We start from the raw sequence: 17823 nt of genomic DNA, 5'->3' as shown, positions 1-17823 counted from the left end.
CGTTTCACCGAGTTTCTTCACCTCGCCTCGTAGTCGGGTTCCCGCTCGGCCACATAGCCCTTGGCCCAGCGGTAGTCGGGCTTGCCGCTCGGCGTGCGCGCGACGGTCTCGGCCACCCAGATCCGCCGCGGCAGTTTGTATCCCGCGAGACGGGCTCGCACGTGCTCCGCCAGGGCGGCGAAGTCGATCGCGCCCGCGGCCGGCGACACCACGGCCGCCACCAGCTGACCCCAGCGCTCGTGCGGCACCCCGATGACGACCGCGTCGTAGACGGCGGGATGAGCCTTGACGGTGGCCTCGACCTCTTCGGGGAAGACCTTCTCCCCGCCGGTATTGATGACCATATTGCCGCGGCCGATCAGGGTGACCGACCCGTCGGACTCCACGCGCGCGCGATCGTCGGTGATGACCATGCGCACCCCGTCCACGGTACGGAAGAGCTTGTCGGTCTTGACCGGATCCTTGTAGTAACCGATCGGCACATTGCCGGTCTTGGCCACCCAGCCCTCGCCGCCCGGAGCGACGGACCGCCCGGCGTCATCCACCACCAGCGCCCCGCGCCCGGTGTGCACCCGCGGCGCGCGGGCCGGATCGTCGTCCTGCTGCGCGAATCCGATACCGCCGAAACCGGTTTCGGAGGAGCCGATGGATTCGGTGACCAGTGTGTTCGGGAACAGTTCCAGCAGTGCGTTCTTCACCGGCTGGGTGAGCTGGGCCGCGCCGGAACCGATGGAGATCAACGAGGACGCGTCCACCGGCGCGGCCCGGTAGGAGTCCACCAGCGGCCGGGCGATGGCGTCGCCGGTGACCACCAGGACCTGGGGCCGCTCCCGCGCCACCACCTGCCACACCTCGTCGGCGTCGAAGCGCGGCTGGAACAGCACCGCGTTGCCGGACCACAGCGCGGTGAAGGTGGGCATCATGGCGGCGGCGTGGATGAGCGGCGGCAGCACGAACCACGTCATGGGCGAGGGGTTCTCGGCGCCGGCGCGGGACTGCTGGTACTCGTCGGCGACGGGTTCACCGGTGTAGAAGTCGATGCCGCCGCCCAGCACCCGCCACATGTCCTCCTGCCGCCAGATGACGCCCTTGGGCAGGCCGGTGGTGCCGCCGGTGTACATGATGAAGTGGTCGTCGGCGCTGCGCGGCCCGAAATCCCGATCGGGCGAACCGGATTCGAGCGCCTGCTCGTACGGGACGGAGGCGGTCGGCAGCCCCGCGCCGCCCTGATCGTCCGCCACCACCAGGGTGTGCCGCAGCTTCGGCAATTGCGGCCGGATCTCCTCGATCAGCGGCGCGTAGCAGCGGTGGTGCACCGCCATCTCGAGGTCGGCGTTGTCGTAGACGTAGCGCAGTTCCTCCGCACGGTACCGGTAGTTGACATTGACCGGCACCGCGCGAATCTTGTAGCAGCCCAGCAAGGTTTCGAGGCTCTCGATGCTGTTGTGCATGTGGAAGCCGATGTGGGTCCCCGGTCCCGCCCCGGCGGCGGCGAGATGGTGGGCGAGCCGGTTGGCGCGGGCGTCGAGTTCGGCGAAGGTGCGCCGGCGTGGGCCCTCGATGACGGCGGTCCGGTCCGGCACGGCGTCGGCGGAGTGTTCGTAGAGGTCGGCGAAAGTGCACGCCATGGCCGTATCTCCTGGTGTGTTCCGGCTACAGGACAGTGAGCGGCAGCGGGGTGCCCCGGTCGGCGAAGGTGAAGGCGGCCCCGGAGCTGAACCGGGTGATGGCGACCTCGTCGGCCTCGCGGTACGGCAGTTCCGCACAGCCGATTTCGAGGGTGAGGCCGCACTCGTCGACGGAGCGGACGCGAGTGTGGAAGCGCGGGTTGACCCCGCGCACCAGCGCGTCGATCGGGGCCAGGTGCTCGGGGTCGAGCAGGGCGGGCCATGCGCCGTCGTCGATCGCGCCGCAGCCGCGGCCGATCCGCAGTTCCACCAGTCGTTCGCCGCCGGTGGTCTCGGTGGCGACCTCGATATCGACGTAGGCGGCCGGATTGAAGGCCGGGTGCAGCCGCAGCACCTTGGCCAGCGCCGCGGCGTCGTCGCCGAGCCCGAGCGCCGTGCGGATCCGTTCGGCGGTGAGTCCGGCGATTCCCGTCCACTGCTTGCGCAGGATATCCAGCGCCACTTCGGGTTTCGTCCGGGCCTCGACGGCGGTCTTGTAGCCGAGGGTGAGCAGATGGTGCTGCAGGCACACCTCGTCGGCGATCCGGATGAGCGCGGAGCGGGAGAAATCCCCGAAGCGCAGATCGCTCAGCAGCGGACCCGAATAGTCCGGCTGTCCCGGATCTTCCGGGTCGATGGGCGCCAATACCGTGGCAGCGGCCTCGGATCCGGCCACCACCTGGGCGTCGTCGGGCGGGACCGGCGGCTCGTGCGCGGGATCGATAATGACCGTCCACGCGCACACCGGTTTCCGGTCGGCGGGCTCGCGGGGCGGGCGGTGCACCGGGCGGACCTGTGCGTAGGGATTGGTGGCCAGTGCGGTCGCGTCGAAGGTGGGATCCTCGATGTCGTGGCACATGGCGACCACGAACTCGGTGCCCATCGGCTCCACATCGGCGAGTGCGCCGCAGTGGTCGAGGTGGAATTCGCCGTGGTCGTGGTCGATCACCCGGAAGCGGAAGTCCATGAATTGCGGTGGCGCGCCGATATCCAGCTGGAAGCCCTTGAATATGGCGTCCACTCCGTCGCCGGTGATGTCGAGCGCCCGCCGCATGCGCCGGGTGTAGACCGGGCTGGCCAACCGCCATTCGTCGATGGCCACCGCCGTCATGCCCTCCCGGCCGAGCGCGCCCAGCACGTGCGCCATGCCGGAGCGGTCGATGAGGTGGCCGCACAGCAGCAGCTCCGGAACCAGCAGGGCCAGTTCGGATCTGGTCAGTGCGTCGAATCTGCTGTTCACCACAGGGGCACCGGCCCCTTTCCGACGGAGTACCAGCCGGGCAACGGTTCGCCCGTCATGGCCCGCTCCATGCGCTTGCGCATTCCGGACGACAGCGCGTCGTTCGAGATCATCTCGACGAAGAGCGCGGTCACATTGCCGAAGTCGAAGAAGTCGCGCTGCCAGGACCACTGGAAGTCCCCCGCGTATCGGAACCAGCTGCCGCCGATGCCTTCCGGACTGTAGGGCCGGCCATCCGCCCGCCGGCCCTCGTTGACCTGCTTCCAGAAGCCGATGACGCTGCCGCTGCGCTCGTCGACCACGAATTCCTGATACGGATAGGTCCAGCCCTCCAGGCCGAACATCTCCTGGCCGAGCGCGATGTCACGGATCTCGTCGCGGCCGACGGCCATGAACTCCTGCTGCGGGCCGTAGTTCCAGCCGTAGGTGGCGTCCTCGGTGTAGAAGTGCTCGAGCGGCTTCCAATCGCCCTGTGCCTCACACTGTTTGTTCTCGTCCACCCAGCGGCGGATCATCTCGTCGAGTTCGTCGCGGGACCAGCTCACCGCGGCCTCCTTCTGTTCGGTTGCGCTATTCGGTGGCGCTGTCGTCGACCAGCGACAGCGCCTGGGTCGGGCAGTAGCGGACGGCGGCGCGGGCCGCCTCCAGGTCGGCGCCTGGATCGGGGCGCAGGATCTGGACCTGGCCCTGTTTGGGCACGTGGAAGAGTTCGGGGGCCTCGTCCTGGCAGACGGCGTGGCCCTGGCAGAGATCGAGATCGACGATCAGTCGCATCACGAGGCGTCCTTCCTGTCCTGGATCGGCGCTTCCGGCTGCACCTCCACCAGCACCAGGTGCGCGCCGCGAGGGGTGGAGACGACCGCGGTCACGGCCGCCGCGAGATCGGCGGGCCGCAGGAACTGCGGGTGCCGGGCGAAGCCCCATTTCACCCAGTTCTCCAGCAGCGGGCCGACGACTTCCGGGGTGGCCTGCATGCCCATGCTGGTGAGGGTCTGACCCGGGCGGACGATGGACGAGCGCACCCCGGTGCCCTCCAGCTCCATGCGCAACTGGGTGGCGAAGGCCTCCACCCCGGTCTTGGCCGCGTTGTACGCGCCCGCGCCGGGACGCACCCGAACCGCGCAGTCGGAGCCGATGACGACGAAGTCGCCGCGCTGCCGTTCGACCATGCCCGGCAGCACCCGGTGCGCGAGGCGCTGCGCGCCGACCAGATGCACGCGGACCTGGGATTCGAAGACGTCGGGATCCATTTCCCAGGCCTGCCCGAATTCGAGGTCGCCCGCGCCGGAGACCAGGATCTCGGTGGGGCCCAGCGCTTCCTCCGCTGCGGTCACGAATTCGTGCACCGAGTCGGTGTCGGAAACGTCCAGCCGTCCGGCGAACGCCTCACCGCCGGACGCGCGGATCTTCTCGGCGAGGGTCTCGCAGATCTCCACCCGGCGCGCGCCGAGCGCAACCGGATGCCCCAGGGCGGCAAGGGCTTCCGCCGTCGCGGCGCCGATGCCGGAGGACGCGCCCGCGACAATGGCGGGACGGCGGTCGGGATGTGCGGGGAAACGGGTCATCGGCAGACCTCCACGGAGACGGGCAGGTGGGCGAAACCGCGTACATTCACCGAATGCACGCGCCGGCAACCGGATTCACCGATGCCGAAGGCGGGCACGCGAGCCGCGAACTCCCCCAGCACGATCGAGGCCTCCAGCCGGGCCAGGTGCGCACCCAGGCAGAAGTGCACGCCGCGGCCGAAGCTGATCAGCCCGCCCTTGTCGGCGCGTTCGATGTCGTAACAGTCCGGCTCATGGAAGACGGCAGCGTCGCGATTGGCGGAACCGACCAGCAGCAGCACTTTCGAGCCCCGCGGAATCGTCTGCCCGTAGTACTCGAGGTCCTCGGCGGCGGTGCGGGCCAGAATCTGGCTCGACGCGTCGTAGCGAAGCGTCTCGTCCACCCAGTCCGCCACGAGTTCCGGATGGGTGGCGACCTTGGCATACTCGCCGGGATTGCGACCCGCCCAATACAGCGCATTGCCCAGCAGTTTCGTGGTGGTCTCGTTCCCGGCGACCACCATGAGGAACATGAATCCGAGGATCTCCTCGTCGGTGAGCCGGTCCCCGTCGGCCTCGACGTCGAGCAGGGCCGAGGTCAGATCGTCGGTACGCTGCCGCTTCCGGGCCACCAGCATCTCGTTGTAGTAGCCCGCCAGCTGCAGAGCGGCCTCCATGGCCGCGACCGGCACATCCAGCACACCCTCCTCGCGATGCACCAGCAGGTCCGCGAGCCTGCGCAGTTCGGTGCGATCGGATTCGGGGACGCCGAGCAGTTCGGAGATGACGTCCATCGGGACCTGTCCCGCCACCGCGTCGATCCAGTCGAAATCGCCTCCGGCCAGCGCGGGTTCGAGGTAGCGCCGGGTGATGTCGCGGATGCGATCGCTCATCTCGGTGACCCGGCGCGGCGTGAAGCCCTGGTAGACCAGCTTGCGCAGGCGCAGGTGCCGCGGATCGTCCATGGCCAGGAAGGACATGGTCCGCCAGGCGTGCGGACCCCAGGCGGCGGGGTCCAGGGAGACGCCGTTGGCGCTGGAGAGCCGGATGTTGTCGCGGAAGCCGGCGGTCACGTCGGCGTGCCGGGATAGTGCCCAGAAGTCCAGGTCGGGGTGGTGGTACACCGGCGCCTCGGTGCGCAACCGCTGGTACACGGGGTAGGGGTCCTCGTGGATGCGGTAGTCGTAGGGGTCGAACAGCAGCGGCTCTAGGGAGGCTGCGGTCATGGTGTCTGCACCTCGTCTTCGATAACGCGTTCATCGGCTCCGATGAACGTTTTCCAGCAACGGAGACACGTAGCTGGACATGTGTCTGTACGGTACTAGCGACGGGGTCGCCTGACAACGGAATCCCGCGAACAGAATCGGCAAAGTCCGCGCAAACTGAAACAGGTTCTTGCGCGTATCCGAGCCACGAACCTATAGTCCGTACACGTGTCCGGACAGCATGGGAGCTACCTATGAGCCCGAGCGATCTCGTCCCCGACGGCGGTTCGCACCTGCTGATCGGCGGCAAGCTGACGCCCGGCGGCGGCGGTGTGTTCATCACCGCCAATCCCGCCACCGGGAAAACCCTCGGCTACGCCGCCAATGCCGACGCCGCCGATATGGACGCGGCCGTCGCCGCCGCCCGTACCGCCTTCGACACCACCGACTGGTCGCGCGATCCGGGTTTTCGCGCGACCTGCCTGCGGCAGCTGCGGGACGCGCTGCGCGGGCACCTCGAGGAACTGCGCGAGATCACCATCGCCGAGGCCGGCGCACCCCGCATGCTGACCAGCGGGCCGCAGCTGGAGGGCCCCGTCGGCGATCTCGGGTACTTCGCCGACCTCGCCGAGAACTATGCGTGGGAAACAGATCTCGGCATCGCCTCACCCATGGGAATCAAGAGTGCGCGGCGGGTGCGCCGCGAACCCATCGGCGTCGTCGGGGCGATCACCCCCTGGAATTTCCCGCACCAGATCAACTTCGCCAAGCTGGGCCCGGCGCTCGCGGCGGGAACCACGGTGGTGCTCAAGCCCGCGCCCGATACGCCGTGGTGCGCGGCGGCCGTGGGCCGGATCATCGCCGAGGAGACCGATATTCCGGCCGGGGTGGTCAATATCGTCACCTCCGACGACCACGGTCTGGGCGCCCAGCTGGTCACCGATCCGCGGGTGGACATGATCTCGTTCACCGGGTCGACGCAGACCGGCCGGGCCGTCATGGCCGCTGCGGCAACGTCTTTGAAGAAGGTGTTCCTGGAGCTCGGCGGGAAATCGGCGTTCATCGTGCTGGACGACGCGGACATCGCGGCGGCGGCGGCCTACGCGGCGTTCGGGGTGTGCGTGCACGCCGGGCAGGGCTGTGCGATCAGCACCCGCCTGCTGGTGCCGCGCGAGCTGCACGATCAGGCGGTCGAAGCGGCCGCGCGCACCCTGGCCGGGATCGAGCCCGGGGATCCGTCGAAACCCGGAACCGTCTGCGGCCCCGTCATTTCCGAGCGGCAGCTGGCGCGCGTCGAACGCTATCTCGAGATCGCGCGCGCCGAGGGCGGCACCATCGTCACCGGCGGCGGACGCCCCGAGCGCGCCGGCGGCTGGTTCATCGAGCCGACGCTGGTCACTGGGCTGCCCAACAGTTCCACCGTCGCCCAGGAGGAGATCTTCGGGCCCGTTCTCACCGTCATCCCGCACGACGGTGACGCGGATGCCGTCCGCATCGCCAACGACTCCCCCTACGGCCTGTCCGGCTCGGTCTGGGGACGCGATCCCGAGCGGCTGCGCGCGGTCGTGGAGGGCGTGCGCACCGGGACGCTCAGCGTGAACGGCGGTATCTGGTATTCGGCCGACGCGCCCTTCGGCGGCTACAAGCAGTCCGGCATCGGCCGGGAAATGGGCGTCCTCGGCTTCGAGGAATACACCGAGACCAAACTCATCGCGACCGGCGTCTGAGGAGAACTGACATGAACCGATTCACCGACAGGTCGATCATCGTCACCGGCGCCGCGCGCGGCATCGGCGCCGCCTACGCGCGGGCACTGGCCGCCGAGGGCGCGAAAGTGGTTGTCGCCGACCTCAACAGCGAACTGGGCGAGACCGTCGCCAAGGAGATCACCGCCGCCGGCGGCGTCGCGCTCTTCGCGCAGGTCGACGTGGCCGACCCGGTGTCCGCCAAGGCCGTCGCCGACTTCACCGTCGCCGAGTTCGGCGGCATCGATCACCTGGTCAACAATGCCGCCATCTACGGCGACATGAAGCTCGACCTCCTGGTCTCCGTGCCGTGGGAGTACTACAAGAAGTTCATGTCCGTGAATCTCGATGGGGCACTGAACATGACGCGGGCGGTGTACAAGCACATCGCGGCCGAGGGCGGTGGGTCGATCGTCAATCAGTCGTCGACCGCGGCCTGGACCTACTCCGGGTTCTACGGGCTGGCCAAGGCGGGCATCAACAGCCTCACCCAGCAGCTGGCACACGAGCTGGGGCACTCCAAGATCCGCGTGAACGCGATCGCGCCCGGCCCCACCGACACCGAGGCCACCCGCAGCATCGTGCCGGACCAGTTCGTGGATCAGCTGGTGAAGCAGATGGCGCTCAAGCGGCTCGGCACCACCGAGGACATGGTCGGGGCGTGCCTGTACCTGCTGTCCGACGACGCCGAGTGGGTGACCGGGCAGGTGCTCAATGTCGATGGGGGGCAGGTCTTCCGGCCATGAGTGAGACCCAGGAAATCTCGGTCGGGTTCATCGGACTCGGCAATATGGGCGCGCCGATGGCGCAGCGCCTGGTCGACTGGCCGGGCGGGCTGATGGTGTGCGATATGCGGCCGGACGCGCTGCAGCCGTTCACCGACGCGGGTGCGACCGCCGCGGCCACGGCCGCCGAGGTGGGACGGCACTGCGCCGTCATCTCCGTGGTGGTCCTCGACGACGACCAGGTGCGGTCGGTCGTGACCGGCCCCGACGGGCTGCTGCAGACCGCGAAGCCGGGCACTGTGATCGCCGTGCACTCCACCATCTCCGACCGCACCGCCGTCGAACTCGGCGCCGAATGCGCCGCGCACGGTGTGGAATTCGTGGACGCGCCGATCAGCGGCGGCGCGCCGGCCGCGCAGCGCGGGGCCCTCGCCGTCATGGTCGGCGGCAGTGCCGCCGCCTTCGAGCTGGTGCGGGAACCGTTCGGGCGCTTCGGATCCCTGGTCATCCACGCGGGCGAGGTCGGTACGGGCACACGGATGAAGCTGGCGCGCAACCTGCTGCACTTCGTCGCCTTCACCGCCGCGTCGGAGGCACAGCGACTGGCCGAGGCGGGCGGGCTGGACATCGCCTCGCTCGGCAAGGTGGTCCGGCATTCCGACTCGCAGACCGGCGGTCCCGGCGCGATCATGCTGCGCAGGACCACCGCGCCGGTCGCCGCGGACGACTTCTGGTTCCCGATTCTCGGCCACGTCCGCGACCTCGGCGAGAAGGATCTGGCGCTGGCGCTGGACCTGGCCGGGCGGCTGGATGTCGAACTGCCGCTGGCGCGACGCGCATTGCACGACCTGGGTGACGGGCTCGGTGTGGGGCCCGGAACGATCGCGAAGGAGCAGGCATGAGTGACCAGAGTCCGTCCGAACAGCGGCAGGCCGGCCTGAAGAAGATGTCCGAGGTGTACGGGTTCGATCTGCCGAACCTGACCGATGACCCGTTCTTCGAGGTCACCGTCGACCACCTCTTCGCCGATATCTGGAATCGGCCCGGCCTGACCATGCGCGACCGGCGGCTGCTGCTGCTCGGCGTGATCGTCGCGCAGGGCCATGCGGAGATCGCCGAGATCCAGGTGGGCGCGGCCCTGCGCAACGGCGAGTTCGACGCCGATCAGCTCCGTGAGATCGCGGTGTTCCTGGCCCACTACGTGGGCTGGCCCGCGGCCACCAAGCTGGACGGCGTCATTCGCAAGACGCTCGCCAAGGACAAGAAGAAGTAATCCCGACCCGCAGTGAGGAATACAGAGACAATGGCGGAAACCGCAAGCGTCCGACCGCTTCTGGCCGACGAGGTCGAGACCTGGGATCACCAGGCCGACGTCGTGGTCGTCGGCTTCGGCATCGCCGGGGTGTGCGCGGCCATCGAGGCCGCCCGCTCGGGGGCCGACGTCCTGGTACTGGAACGCACCGGGGGCTGGGGCGGTGCGGCCGCCATGTCCGGCGGCTTCATCTATCTCGGCGGCGGTACCGCGCTGCAGCAGAAGCTGGGCTTCGAGGACACCACCGAGAACATGGAGGCATTCCTCACTGCGGCCCTGGGCCCGGGCGTCGACAAGGCCAAGATCCACGACTACTGCCAGGGCAGTATCGAGCACTTCGATTGGCTTGTCGCCCAGGGCGTTCCGTTCAAGGAGGAATTCTGGGGCGAGCCCGGCTACGAGCCGCCCGGCGACCAGGGCCTGATGTACTCCGGCGGCGAGAACGCCGCGCCGTTCAAGGACTCGATCCCGCCCGCGCCGCGCGGTCACCTGGCCTGGACCAAGGACAAGAAACTGGGCGAGAAGGGCGGCGGCTACATGCTCATGGAGCCCCTCGCCCACAAGGCCGACGAGCTCGGGGTGCGGCACGAATACGACGTGCGCCTGCGCCGGCTCATCGTCGACGAGACCGGGCGCGTGGTGGGCGTGGCCGCCACCCGCTACGGCAAGCCGGTGCACGTGCGCGCCGAGCGCGGCGTGGTGCTGGCCACCGGCAGCTTCGCCTACAACCATGAAATGGTGCAGCGCTACGCGCCCAAGATCTCCGGCCGGCCCACCGCCACCGTCGAGGAGCACGACGGCATCGGCATCCGGGTCGCCCAGGCGCTGGGCGCGGATCTCGCGCACATGGACGCCACCGAGGTGGCGCTGGTGGTGGATCCGCAGGTGGTGGCGCGCGGCATCCTGGTGAACGGGCGCGGGCAGCGCTTCATCACCGAGGACACCTACGCCGGGCGCATGGGTCAGGCCGTGCTGCAGGAGCAGGGCAATCAGGCGTACCTGGTGATCGACGAACTCGCGCTGGAGGAGGCGATGGAGAGCAAGTCCTCGCTGTCGTTCCTGCGCACCGCACCGACCTGGGTGGCCGAGACGGTCGCCGAGTTGGAGAGCGAGATGGGGCTGCCGGAGCACACCCTGCAGGCCACCGTCGACCTCTACAACCACCACGCGGCGCAGGGCGAGGATCCGTTGCTGCACAAGAAGACCGAGTGGGTCAAGCCCATTCGCACCCCGCTCGGCGCCTACGACCTGCGCGGCTACACCGGCGGCTTCACGCTGGGCGGCCTGCGCACCGACCTGGACTCCCGAGTTCTCCACGTCTCCGGCGAACCCATCCCCGGCCTGTACGCCGCGGGCCGCGTCACCTCCGGCATCTGTGCAGGCGGCTACGCCTCGGGTTGTTCCCTCGGCGACGGCAGCTTCTACGGCCGCCGCGCCGGCGTCTCCGCCGCCAAGCAGCTCTGAAAGGAGCCGTCCCCCATGCGATTCGGCATCGTCCTGTTCACCAGCGACCGCGGCATCACGCCCGCGGCCGCCGCCAAGGCCGCCGAAGATCGAGGCTTCGACTCCTTCTTCGTCCCCGAGCACACCCACATCCCCGTCAAACGCGACGCGGCCCACCCCCAGACGGGCACCTCCGAACTCCCCGACGACCGCTACATGCGCACCCTCGACCCGTGGGTGGCGCTCGGCACGGCCGCCGCGGTCACCTCCCGCATCGAATTGTCCACCGCGGTAGCCCTGCCCACCGAGAGTGACCCCATCACCCTCGCCAAGACGATCGCCACCCTGGACCACCTCTCCGGCGGCCGCGTCACCCTCGGCGCCGGATTCGGCTGGAACACCGATGAACTCACCGACCACGGCGTACCCGGCAACAAGCGCCGCACCGTGTTGCGCGAATACATCGAAGCCATGCGCGCCCTCTGGACCGAGGACGAAGCCTCCTACTCAGGCGATTTCGTCTCCTTCGGCCCCAGCTGGGCCTGGCCCAAGCCGATCCAATCGCACATCCCCGTCCTCATCGGCGCCGGCGGCACCGAGAAGACCTTCAAGTGGATCGCCCGCTCCGGCGACGGCTGGATCACCACCCCCTACGAATCCGACGTCTCCGCCTCCACCACCCTGCTGATGAAGCACTGGCAGGAAGCAGGCCGCGAAGGCACCCCCCGCGTCGTGGCCCTCGCCTACAAGCCCGACCCCGAAAAGCTCACGGCCTGGGCCGAAGCCGGCGTCACCGACGTCCTCTACGGCCTCCCCGACAAGCCCGAACCCGACGTCCTCGCCTACCTCGACCGCCTGGCAGCCAAACTCGCCCCACTGGGCCTGACCACCCCCACCGCCTGACCCGTCCGGTTCGCAGCCCGGAGCAACACCGACCTCCCCGCCCACAACAAGCCGCAGGCGTGGAGGTCGGTCTGCGCGGAAGAGGGACGCACGGCTCAGCATTTCCGCATACGCCGATCCGCGACTCTTGAAAATCTCTGGCAAACCCCGAGATTCGCGCCGCGCGCCGTCTAGTTGCAGGCGGCGATCCGTTGCAGGATTCGCAGCGCTCCGACCCCGGCGAGCTCACGGAACTTCCCTCCGGCCGCGACTCGGCGATAGAGGGCATCGGCGTCGCGGAGCGCGAGCAGCCCGCCACCGGCGATCCAATGCGCCCAGTCGTCGTAGGCGAGCTCCGCGGCGGCATCGGAGCCCGGCTCGTCGATCAGGAGCAGACGCAGCGGCGTACGCCACCCGCGAACCTCGCTGCCGTAATCACCCGGCGCGGCCTCGCCGGGATTGCCCGGCGCAGCCTCGCCGGCGCGAGCGGCGACTTCCAGCACGGCGCCCTTGGCCGCATATGCGCGTGCGGCGTCGGACAATGCGCGAGCCTCATCGACCGGCCACGTTCCGTTGATTTGCGCGATCAGTGCCGGCATTTCGCGCGCGGTGACACGGAGCGCGATGCGGTTCATTCGAAAGCCTTTCCGATGCGCGCTCATTCATACGGTTCGCGCATACCGCGAGTTGCTCGGCGGGCCCGGTCATAGTAGCATCCGGACACGTGTCTGATCCCCTTTCCGCCCGCCCTGCGGTGAGCATGGAGGCCACTCGCCGGCGGCTCACCGAGAAGCAGGCCGATACCGTGGACCGTCTGACCCGGGCGGCCATGGATGTGCTGTCGCGGGAGGGGTTCTCCGGGCTCACCGTACGCATGGTGGCGGCGCAGGCCGGGGTGGGCACGGCCACCGCGTACACGTATTTCTCGTCGAAGGAACACCTGGTCGCGGAGATGTTCTGGCGCCGGCTGGCCGCCACCGAGCCGCCCGCCGCGGAGGGCTCCGATTCGACCGCGCGGGTGCTGGCGGTACTGCGGCAGATCGCGCTGCTGCTGGCCGACGAGCCGACCCTCGCGGGCGCGGTGACGGCCGCGCTGCTGGGGACCGATCCGGATGTGGCCCACCTGCGGCTGCGGATCGGCGGCGAGATCCGGCGGCGGCTGCTCGACGCGCTGGGCGCGGACGCCGATCCCGAGCTCGTGGAAACCCTCGAGATGATCTACGCGGGCGCACTGGTGCGCGCCGGCATGGGCTACGTCTCCTACGCCGAGATCGCCGATCGGATGGAGAAGTTCGCGCTGCGCGTACTGCGCAGTTGAGAATGCTTGCCGGGCAACAGCACTCTCTTGCCGGGCAATAGCTCCCGTTGTACCGTCTGGACAGGTGCCTATCCGGGAGGTCGCGGATGACCCTGGGCAAACCGCGCGCGGTATCCGATGGCGAGGACGAGCACGCCCGCCTCGAGGAGATGCGCGGCCACGCCACCACTATCGCCCGCGAGGTGGACGGCATGCTGGCCGGCTGGGGTGACGCGGGCGAGATCGATCTGCTCGACTTCTTCGCCGAACTCACCATGTACACGTCCTCGGCGTGCCTGGTCGGTCCCAGGTTCCGCGAGGAACTCGACGGTCGCTTCGCGCGCCTCTTCCATGACCGCCGCCGCGACGAGGCCCGCCACCAGCTGATGAAGCTGATGCGCCACATCATGGCCGGGCGGATGGCGAATCCACCGACCGGCGAGGATGAGCGGGACCTGCTCGACGAGCTGGTGTCGGACCCGGACGAGCAGGGCCATCCACGCTTCTCACCCGGCGAGGTCACGGGAATCTTCATCTCGATGATGTTCGCCGGGCACCACGCCACGTCGGAAACGGCGGCCTGGACGATCATCGAATTACTGCGGAATCCGCAGGCGCTGGCGCAGGTCGTCGCCGAATTGGACAGCCTCTATGCCGACGGCGCGGACGCGAGTTCCCCCGTGCTGCGGCAGATTCCGCATCTGGAAGCGGTCCTCGAGGAAGTCCTGCGCCTGCACCCACCGCTCATCATCGATCCAGGTGCCCCGGCGGCCACGAGACCCGCTGTCTCCGAACGAATTCCGGGCGCGGACGAAGCCTTCGCGCTCATGCAGCTCGAGGTAATCTTCTCGATCCTGTTGCGGGACTGGGAATTCGAGCTCGCGCAGCCATCGGACAGCTACCGCAACGACCATTCCGAGATGGTGGTGCAGCTGCAACAGCCGTGCGCGGTGCGGTACCGCCGCCGCGCGCGGCCGTCGGAAAGCTGAGTTACAGCGCACCCTCGAGGGCGGAGACCACGGCCGGATCCTTCGGCTCGGTGCGCGGACGGAACCGCCCCAGCACCGCGCCATCGCGCCCGATCAGGAACTTCTCGAAGTTCCACTGGATGTCCCCGGCCTCACCGGCGGCGTCCGCGATCTGAGTCAGCTCCTGGTACAGCGGAATCCGGCCCTCGCCGTTGACCTCGCTCTTCTCCAGCAGCGGGAAGTCCACTCCGTAAGTGGCGGAACAGAATTCCGCGATCTCCTCGGCGGTGCCGGGCTCCTGGCCCATGAACTGGTTGCAGGGCACACCGACCACGGTGAAGCCCTGCGGCCCGTAGGTCTGCTGCAGTTCGACCAGGCCCGTGTACTGCGGGGTGAGCCCGCACTTGGAGGCGACATTGACCAGCAGCACGACCTTGTCGCCGGCCAGTTCGGCCAGCGTGGTGGGCTTGTCGGTGAGCGTGCGCAGCGGAATTTCGCGAAGATTCGTCACAAACACGAATACTAGAACGGGTTCGTGAAGGTCACCGGTTCAGGAGTAACGCACCTGCCAGTGTTTGATCCCGTTGATCCAGCCCGACCGCAGCCGCTGCGGAGGCGCGACCTCGGTGATCTCCGGCATGGCGTCGGCGATGGCATTGAACATCAGATCGATCTCCAGCCGCGCCAGATTCGCGCCCACGCAGAAGTGGTTCCCGGTCCCGCCGAAGCCGACGTGCGGATTGGGATCACGCTCGACATCGAATTCGAAGGGGCGCTCGAAGACCTCCTCATCGAAGTTGGCGGAGCTGTAGAACAGCCCCACCCGCTGCCCCTCCAGGACTTTCTGCCCGCCGATTTCGGTGTCGTGCATCGCGGTTCGCTGGAATGCCGAGACCGGGGTCGCCCAGCGCACGATTTCATCGGCTGCGGTGCGCGGCCGGCGCTGCTTGTACAGCTCCCACTGATCGGGGTGATCCACAAAGGCTTTCATGCCGTGCGCGATGGCATTGCGGGTGGTTTCGTTGCCCGCCACCGACAACAGGATGACGAAGAACCCGAACTCGTCCGAGCCCAGGGCCTCCCCGTCCACATCGGCGGTGACCAGCTGGGAGACGATGTCGCCGACCGGGTGGGCCCGGCGTTGTTCGGCCATGACATACGCGTATCCGAGCAGTTCGGCATTGGCGGTCATATTGCTGCCCGCGTATTCCGGATCGTCGTAGTTGAGCAGCTGATTGGACCAGGTGAACAGCTTGTGGCGGTCGTCCTGCGGCACGCCGAGCAGTTCCGCTATGGCCTGCAGCGGCAGTTCGCACGCCACCTGCTGGACGAAATCGCCGCCGCCGCTCGCCTTCGCCTCCCGCACGATCTTTGCCGCGCGTTCGGTGAGCGCGGCCCGCAATCCCTCGATGGCGCGCGGGGTGAATCCCTTGGAGACGATGCGCCGGATCTTGGTGTGCTTGGGCGGATCCATATTCACCAGCAGTGCCTCGCGCCCGAGTTCGAGCTGTTCGGGTTCGGCATCGGCGGGCATTTTGATGATGGAGCCCTTGCGATTCGAGGACCAGAGTTCCGGTCTGCGGGAGATCTCCTTGACGTCCTCATGACGGGTGATCACCCAGTAACCGTCGTCGTCCATGGGTGCGGCCTGCTCGGGAGTCTGGGCATTCCACCAGACCGGCGCGGTGCGGCGCAGCAGTGCGAACTCATCGGCGGGGCTGTGGTCGGCCCAGAGCGCGGGATCGGTGAAATCGAATCCGGCCGGTAATGACGGAACAGACACTGTTCCTCCTCGGGCAAGGTGCCGCTATGATCACGAAATTGGAACGTGTTTCACAGAAATTTAACCACGCCGACCTGCGGCTGGGCAGCGTTTCCGGCCTCCGATCCCCTGGTTCCCGCACACCCTGCGGGGCAGCCACCCCGCAACAGTGGATCTGCAACATGTTCAACGAGGACTCGCCGGGCCGGCGAGATCGCCCGACCCACCCTGAAGTCGATCTTGTGACTGGACATCATGTCCACTGTGTCGGCAGACTAGAACTTGTTCTACAGTGATGCCAGGCACACTCGAAGATGAGGTAACTGATATGACCGCTTCCCCGGGCTCCACGTCCGAAGCCGATTACGTCGTCGTTGGCGCGGGCAGCGCCGGTGCAGTATTGGCCGGACGGCTCGCTCAGCGCGGCGCGAGCGTGATCCTGTTGGAGGCCGGGCGCAAGGACAACACCCAGCTGGTCACCCGCCCCGGCATGATCTCGATGGTCCACACGGTTCCACAGCTGAAGAAGCTGGTGGCGTGGAAGCAGTATTCGGTCCCGCAGAAGCACGCCAACGACCGACTGATCCCGATGACCCGCGGCAAGGTGCTGGGCGGCTCCAGCTCCATCAACGGCATGCTCTACGTGCGCGGCAACCGCGCCAACTTCGACTCCTGGGCCGCCGAGGGCAACACCGGGTGGAGCTACGACGAGGTCCTGCCCGCCTACAAGCGCCTCGAGAACTGGGTCGACGGCGCGGACGACTACCGCGCCACCGGCGGCCCGATCGAGGTCACCCGCCCCCGCGAGCTCACCCCGATCTCCGAAGAGTTCATGACCGCCGCGTCCGAGACCCTCGGCGCGCCGATCATCAAGGACTACAACGGCGCGTCGCAGGAAGGCATCTCGGTCTTCCAGCAGAGCGTGAAAGACGGTGTGCGCTACAGCTCTTCGCGCGGCTTCATCACCAACATGCCGAACTCGAACCTGACCGTGCTCACCCACGTGCAGGCCACCCGCGTGGTGATCGAGAACGGCCGCGCCACCGGCGTCGAGATCGCCGAGAAGAACGGCTCGCGCCGCATCGTGCGCGCCGCCAAGGAAGTCATCGTCTCCGGCGGTGTCATCGGATCGCCGCAGCTGCTCATGCTCTCGGGCATCGGCCCGGCCGGGCACCTGCGCGACCTCGGCATCGACGTGGTCGCCGACCTGCCCGTCGGCCAGAACCTGCACGACCACCTGTTCGTGCCGATGACCTTCGTGTCCAAGAAGGCCATCCACCGCGGCATCCCCACCTACTTCGCGCGCGGCATCCTCAAGGAGATGCGCAACCCGGGCAGCTCCTTCATGGGCCGCACGGTCTTCGAGGCCGCCGGCTTCGTCAAGACCAAGTTCGCCGAGGGCGACCACCCGGACATGCAGATCCACACCCTGCCGTGGAGCTACCCGACGCCCAACCAGGACGCCGACAAGCTGCACCTGGTGGACCGCCGCCCGGCGCTCACCGTCATGCCCAGCCTCATCTACCCGAAGAGCCGCGGCGAACTGAAGCTGGCCTCCGCCGACCCGTTCGCCTCGCCGCTCATCGACCCGGGCTACCTGACCGACCCGTGGGACACCGAGTTCCTGATCGAGGGCATCAAGATGATCCGGGAGGTCATGTCGCACAAGAGCATCGCGGGCGACATCACCGAGAACTTCTTCCCGGGCCAGAAGTGGGCGGACGAGACGGCGCTGCGCCGCGAGCTGCCCAACCGCGTGCACTCCATCTACCACCCGGTCGGCACCTGCCGCATGGGTGTGGACGAGCGCGCGGTGGTCGACCCGACGCTGAAGGTGCACGGTATCGAGGGCCTGCGCGTGGCCGACGCCTCGATCATGCCGAGCATCACCGGCGGCAACACCAACGCGCCGAGCTACATGATCGGCGAGAAGGCGGCCGAATTCATCGGCTGACCACAAACCCGCGGAGGAGTGCTGCTACTTCCCTGGTAGCTCCCCCGCGCGGGTCGGCGGATCACGACCACCGCTGACC

18 protein-coding genes are annotated in these 17823 nt (G+C 68.2%); 9 read left to right on the top strand and 9 right to left on the bottom strand.

The window, feature by feature from the left end:
* Positions 1 to 17: 17 nt before the first annotated feature.
* Genes ACQP1O_RS01570 through ACQP1O_RS01545 form a run of 6 tightly spaced genes read right to left on the bottom strand, consistent with a single transcriptional unit; the run spans position 18 to position 5677 of the window.
* Entirely contained in the window at positions 18 to 1628 is a 1611-nt protein-coding gene (locus tag ACQP1O_RS01570) for an acyl-CoA synthetase (protein WP_433564161.1), read from the bottom strand.
* A gap of 25 nt (positions 1629 to 1653) precedes the next feature.
* Positions 1654 to 2907, bottom strand: coding sequence for a hypothetical protein (locus ACQP1O_RS01565; RefSeq protein ID WP_433564160.1), 1254 nt, complete (start codon positions 2905 to 2907; stop codon positions 1654 to 1656).
* Positions 2904 to 3422, bottom strand: coding sequence for a nuclear transport factor 2 family protein (locus tag ACQP1O_RS01560; RefSeq protein ID WP_433567545.1), 519 nt, complete (start codon positions 3420 to 3422; stop codon positions 2904 to 2906). Before ACQP1O_RS01560 ends, ACQP1O_RS01565 begins: the two co-directional genes overlap by 4 nt.
* Before the next feature lie 55 nt (positions 3423 to 3477).
* Entirely contained in the window at positions 3478 to 3681 is a 204-nt protein-coding gene (locus ACQP1O_RS01555; RefSeq protein WP_357000601.1) for a ferredoxin, read from the bottom strand.
* Entirely contained in the window at positions 3681 to 4472 is a 792-nt protein-coding gene (locus tag ACQP1O_RS01550) for an SDR family oxidoreductase (RefSeq protein WP_433564159.1), read from the bottom strand. Before ACQP1O_RS01550 ends, ACQP1O_RS01555 begins: the two co-directional genes overlap by 1 nt.
* Positions 4469 to 5677, bottom strand: a complete 1209-nt coding sequence (locus ACQP1O_RS01545) for a cytochrome P450 (protein ID WP_433564158.1) — start codon at positions 5675 to 5677, stop codon at positions 4469 to 4471. The genes ACQP1O_RS01550 and ACQP1O_RS01545 overlap by 4 nt, the downstream gene beginning before the upstream one ends.
* Positions 5678 to 5910: 233 nt before the next feature.
* On the opposite strand from ACQP1O_RS01545, the gene ACQP1O_RS01540 reads away from it, so the two are divergent.
* From ACQP1O_RS01540 to ACQP1O_RS01515, 6 genes are read left to right on the top strand one after another with little or no spacing between them, the layout of a single operon-like run.
* Positions 5911 to 7383 (top strand): aldehyde dehydrogenase, encoded by a 1473-nt coding sequence (locus ACQP1O_RS01540; RefSeq protein ID WP_433564157.1) that lies wholly within the window; start codon positions 5911 to 5913, stop codon positions 7381 to 7383.
* Positions 7384 to 7394: 11 nt separating this feature from the next.
* Positions 7395 to 8147 (top strand): SDR family oxidoreductase, encoded by a 753-nt coding sequence (locus tag ACQP1O_RS01535; protein ID WP_433564156.1) that lies wholly within the window; start codon positions 7395 to 7397, stop codon positions 8145 to 8147.
* A complete protein-coding gene (locus ACQP1O_RS01530) occupies positions 8144 to 9028 on the top strand; it encodes an NAD(P)-dependent oxidoreductase (RefSeq protein ID WP_433564155.1) in 885 nt (294 codons plus the stop codon). The genes ACQP1O_RS01535 and ACQP1O_RS01530 overlap by 4 nt, the downstream gene beginning before the upstream one ends.
* Entirely contained in the window at positions 9025 to 9399 is a 375-nt protein-coding gene (locus ACQP1O_RS01525; protein ID WP_433564154.1) for a carboxymuconolactone decarboxylase family protein, read from the top strand. Before ACQP1O_RS01530 ends, ACQP1O_RS01525 begins: the two co-directional genes overlap by 4 nt.
* A gap of 30 nt (positions 9400 to 9429) precedes the next feature.
* A complete protein-coding gene (locus ACQP1O_RS01520; RefSeq protein ID WP_433564153.1) occupies positions 9430 to 10902 on the top strand; it encodes an FAD-dependent oxidoreductase in 1473 nt (490 codons plus the stop codon).
* 15 nt (positions 10903 to 10917) lie between these two features.
* Complete coding sequence (locus ACQP1O_RS01515) at positions 10918 to 11784, top strand: LLM class F420-dependent oxidoreductase (protein ID WP_433564152.1); 867 nt, start codon at positions 10918 to 10920, stop codon at positions 11782 to 11784.
* Between the two features lie 170 nt (positions 11785 to 11954).
* Here ACQP1O_RS01515 and ACQP1O_RS01510 read toward each other — a convergent pair whose 3' ends face one another.
* Positions 11955 to 12398, bottom strand: coding sequence for a hypothetical protein (locus tag ACQP1O_RS01510; RefSeq protein WP_433564151.1), 444 nt, complete (start codon positions 12396 to 12398; stop codon positions 11955 to 11957).
* Between the two features lie 119 nt (positions 12399 to 12517).
* Between ACQP1O_RS01510 and ACQP1O_RS01505 the strand changes: the two genes are divergently transcribed.
* Positions 12518 to 13081: a TetR/AcrR family transcriptional regulator gene (locus tag ACQP1O_RS01505; RefSeq protein ID WP_433567544.1), complete on the top strand. Its 564-nt coding sequence runs from the start codon at positions 12518 to 12520 to the stop codon at positions 13079 to 13081.
* An 86-nt stretch (positions 13082 to 13167) separates the two neighbouring features.
* On the top strand, positions 13168 to 14049 hold the full coding sequence (locus ACQP1O_RS01500; RefSeq protein ID WP_433564150.1) for a cytochrome P450: 882 nt from the start codon (positions 13168 to 13170) through the stop codon (positions 14047 to 14049).
* Position 14050: 1 nt separating this feature from the next.
* Here the strand turns inward: ACQP1O_RS01500 and ACQP1O_RS01495 are convergent, their stop codons facing one another.
* Both ACQP1O_RS01495 and ACQP1O_RS01490 read right to left on the bottom strand, forming a co-directional pair.
* Positions 14051 to 14515 carry a glutathione peroxidase gene (locus tag ACQP1O_RS01495; RefSeq protein WP_433567543.1) on the bottom strand — a complete coding sequence of 155 codons (465 nt, stop codon included), beginning with the start codon at positions 14513 to 14515 and terminating at the stop codon, positions 14051 to 14053.
* A gap of 63 nt (positions 14516 to 14578) precedes the next feature.
* Positions 14579 to 15811: a cytochrome P450 gene (locus ACQP1O_RS01490; protein ID WP_433564149.1), complete on the bottom strand. Its 1233-nt coding sequence runs from the start codon at positions 15809 to 15811 to the stop codon at positions 14579 to 14581.
* Positions 15812 to 16118: 307 nt separating this feature from the next.
* On the opposite strand from ACQP1O_RS01490, the gene ACQP1O_RS01485 reads away from it, so the two are divergent.
* Complete coding sequence (locus ACQP1O_RS01485; RefSeq protein WP_433564148.1) at positions 16119 to 17744, top strand: GMC family oxidoreductase; 1626 nt, start codon at positions 16119 to 16121, stop codon at positions 17742 to 17744.
* The last annotated feature ends 79 nt before the right edge of the window (positions 17745 to 17823 follow it).

Source organism: Nocardia sp. CA-151230 (assembly GCF_050942175.1).
Classification (GTDB): domain Bacteria; phylum Actinomycetota; class Actinomycetes; order Mycobacteriales; family Mycobacteriaceae; genus Nocardia.
Note: the sequence above shows the minus strand (reverse complement) of the source record. Positions and strands in the feature narration are given on the sequence as shown.

Bases quoted from the DNA above. Each gene is read 5' to 3' on its own strand.
- ACQP1O_RS01570 (WP_433564161.1), bottom strand. From the start codon at position 1,628: ATGGCGTGCACTTTCGCCGACCTCTACGAACACTCCGCCGACGCCGTG.
- ACQP1O_RS01560 (WP_433567545.1), bottom strand. From the start codon at position 3,422: ATGATCCGCCGCTGGGTGGACGAGAACAAACAGTGTGAGGCACAGGGC.
- ACQP1O_RS01555 (WP_357000601.1), bottom strand. From the start codon at position 3,681: ATGCGACTGATCGTCGATCTCGATCTCTGCCAGGGCCACGCCGTCTGC.
- ACQP1O_RS01550 (WP_433564159.1), bottom strand. From the start codon at position 4,472: ATGACCCGTTTCCCCGCACATCCCGACCGCCGTCCCGCCATTGTCGCG.
- ACQP1O_RS01545 (WP_433564158.1), bottom strand. From the start codon at position 5,677: ATGACCGCAGCCTCCCTAGAGCCGCTGCTGTTCGACCCCTACGACTAC.
- ACQP1O_RS01540 (WP_433564157.1), top strand. From the start codon at position 5,911: ATGAGCCCGAGCGATCTCGTCCCCGACGGCGGTTCGCACCTGCTGATC.
- ACQP1O_RS01535 (WP_433564156.1), top strand. From the start codon at position 7,395: ATGAACCGATTCACCGACAGGTCGATCATCGTCACCGGCGCCGCGCGC.
- ACQP1O_RS01530 (WP_433564155.1), top strand. From the start codon at position 8,144: ATGAGTGAGACCCAGGAAATCTCGGTCGGGTTCATCGGACTCGGCAAT.
- ACQP1O_RS01525 (WP_433564154.1), top strand. From the start codon at position 9,025: ATGAGTGACCAGAGTCCGTCCGAACAGCGGCAGGCCGGCCTGAAGAAG.
- ACQP1O_RS01520 (WP_433564153.1), top strand. From the start codon at position 9,430: ATGGCGGAAACCGCAAGCGTCCGACCGCTTCTGGCCGACGAGGTCGAG.
- ACQP1O_RS01515 (WP_433564152.1), top strand. From the start codon at position 10,918: ATGCGATTCGGCATCGTCCTGTTCACCAGCGACCGCGGCATCACGCCC.
- ACQP1O_RS01510 (WP_433564151.1), bottom strand. From the start codon at position 12,398: ATGAACCGCATCGCGCTCCGTGTCACCGCGCGCGAAATGCCGGCACTG.
- ACQP1O_RS01500 (WP_433564150.1), top strand. From the start codon at position 13,168: ATGACCCTGGGCAAACCGCGCGCGGTATCCGATGGCGAGGACGAGCAC.
- ACQP1O_RS01485 (WP_433564148.1), top strand. From the start codon at position 16,119: ATGACCGCTTCCCCGGGCTCCACGTCCGAAGCCGATTACGTCGTCGTT.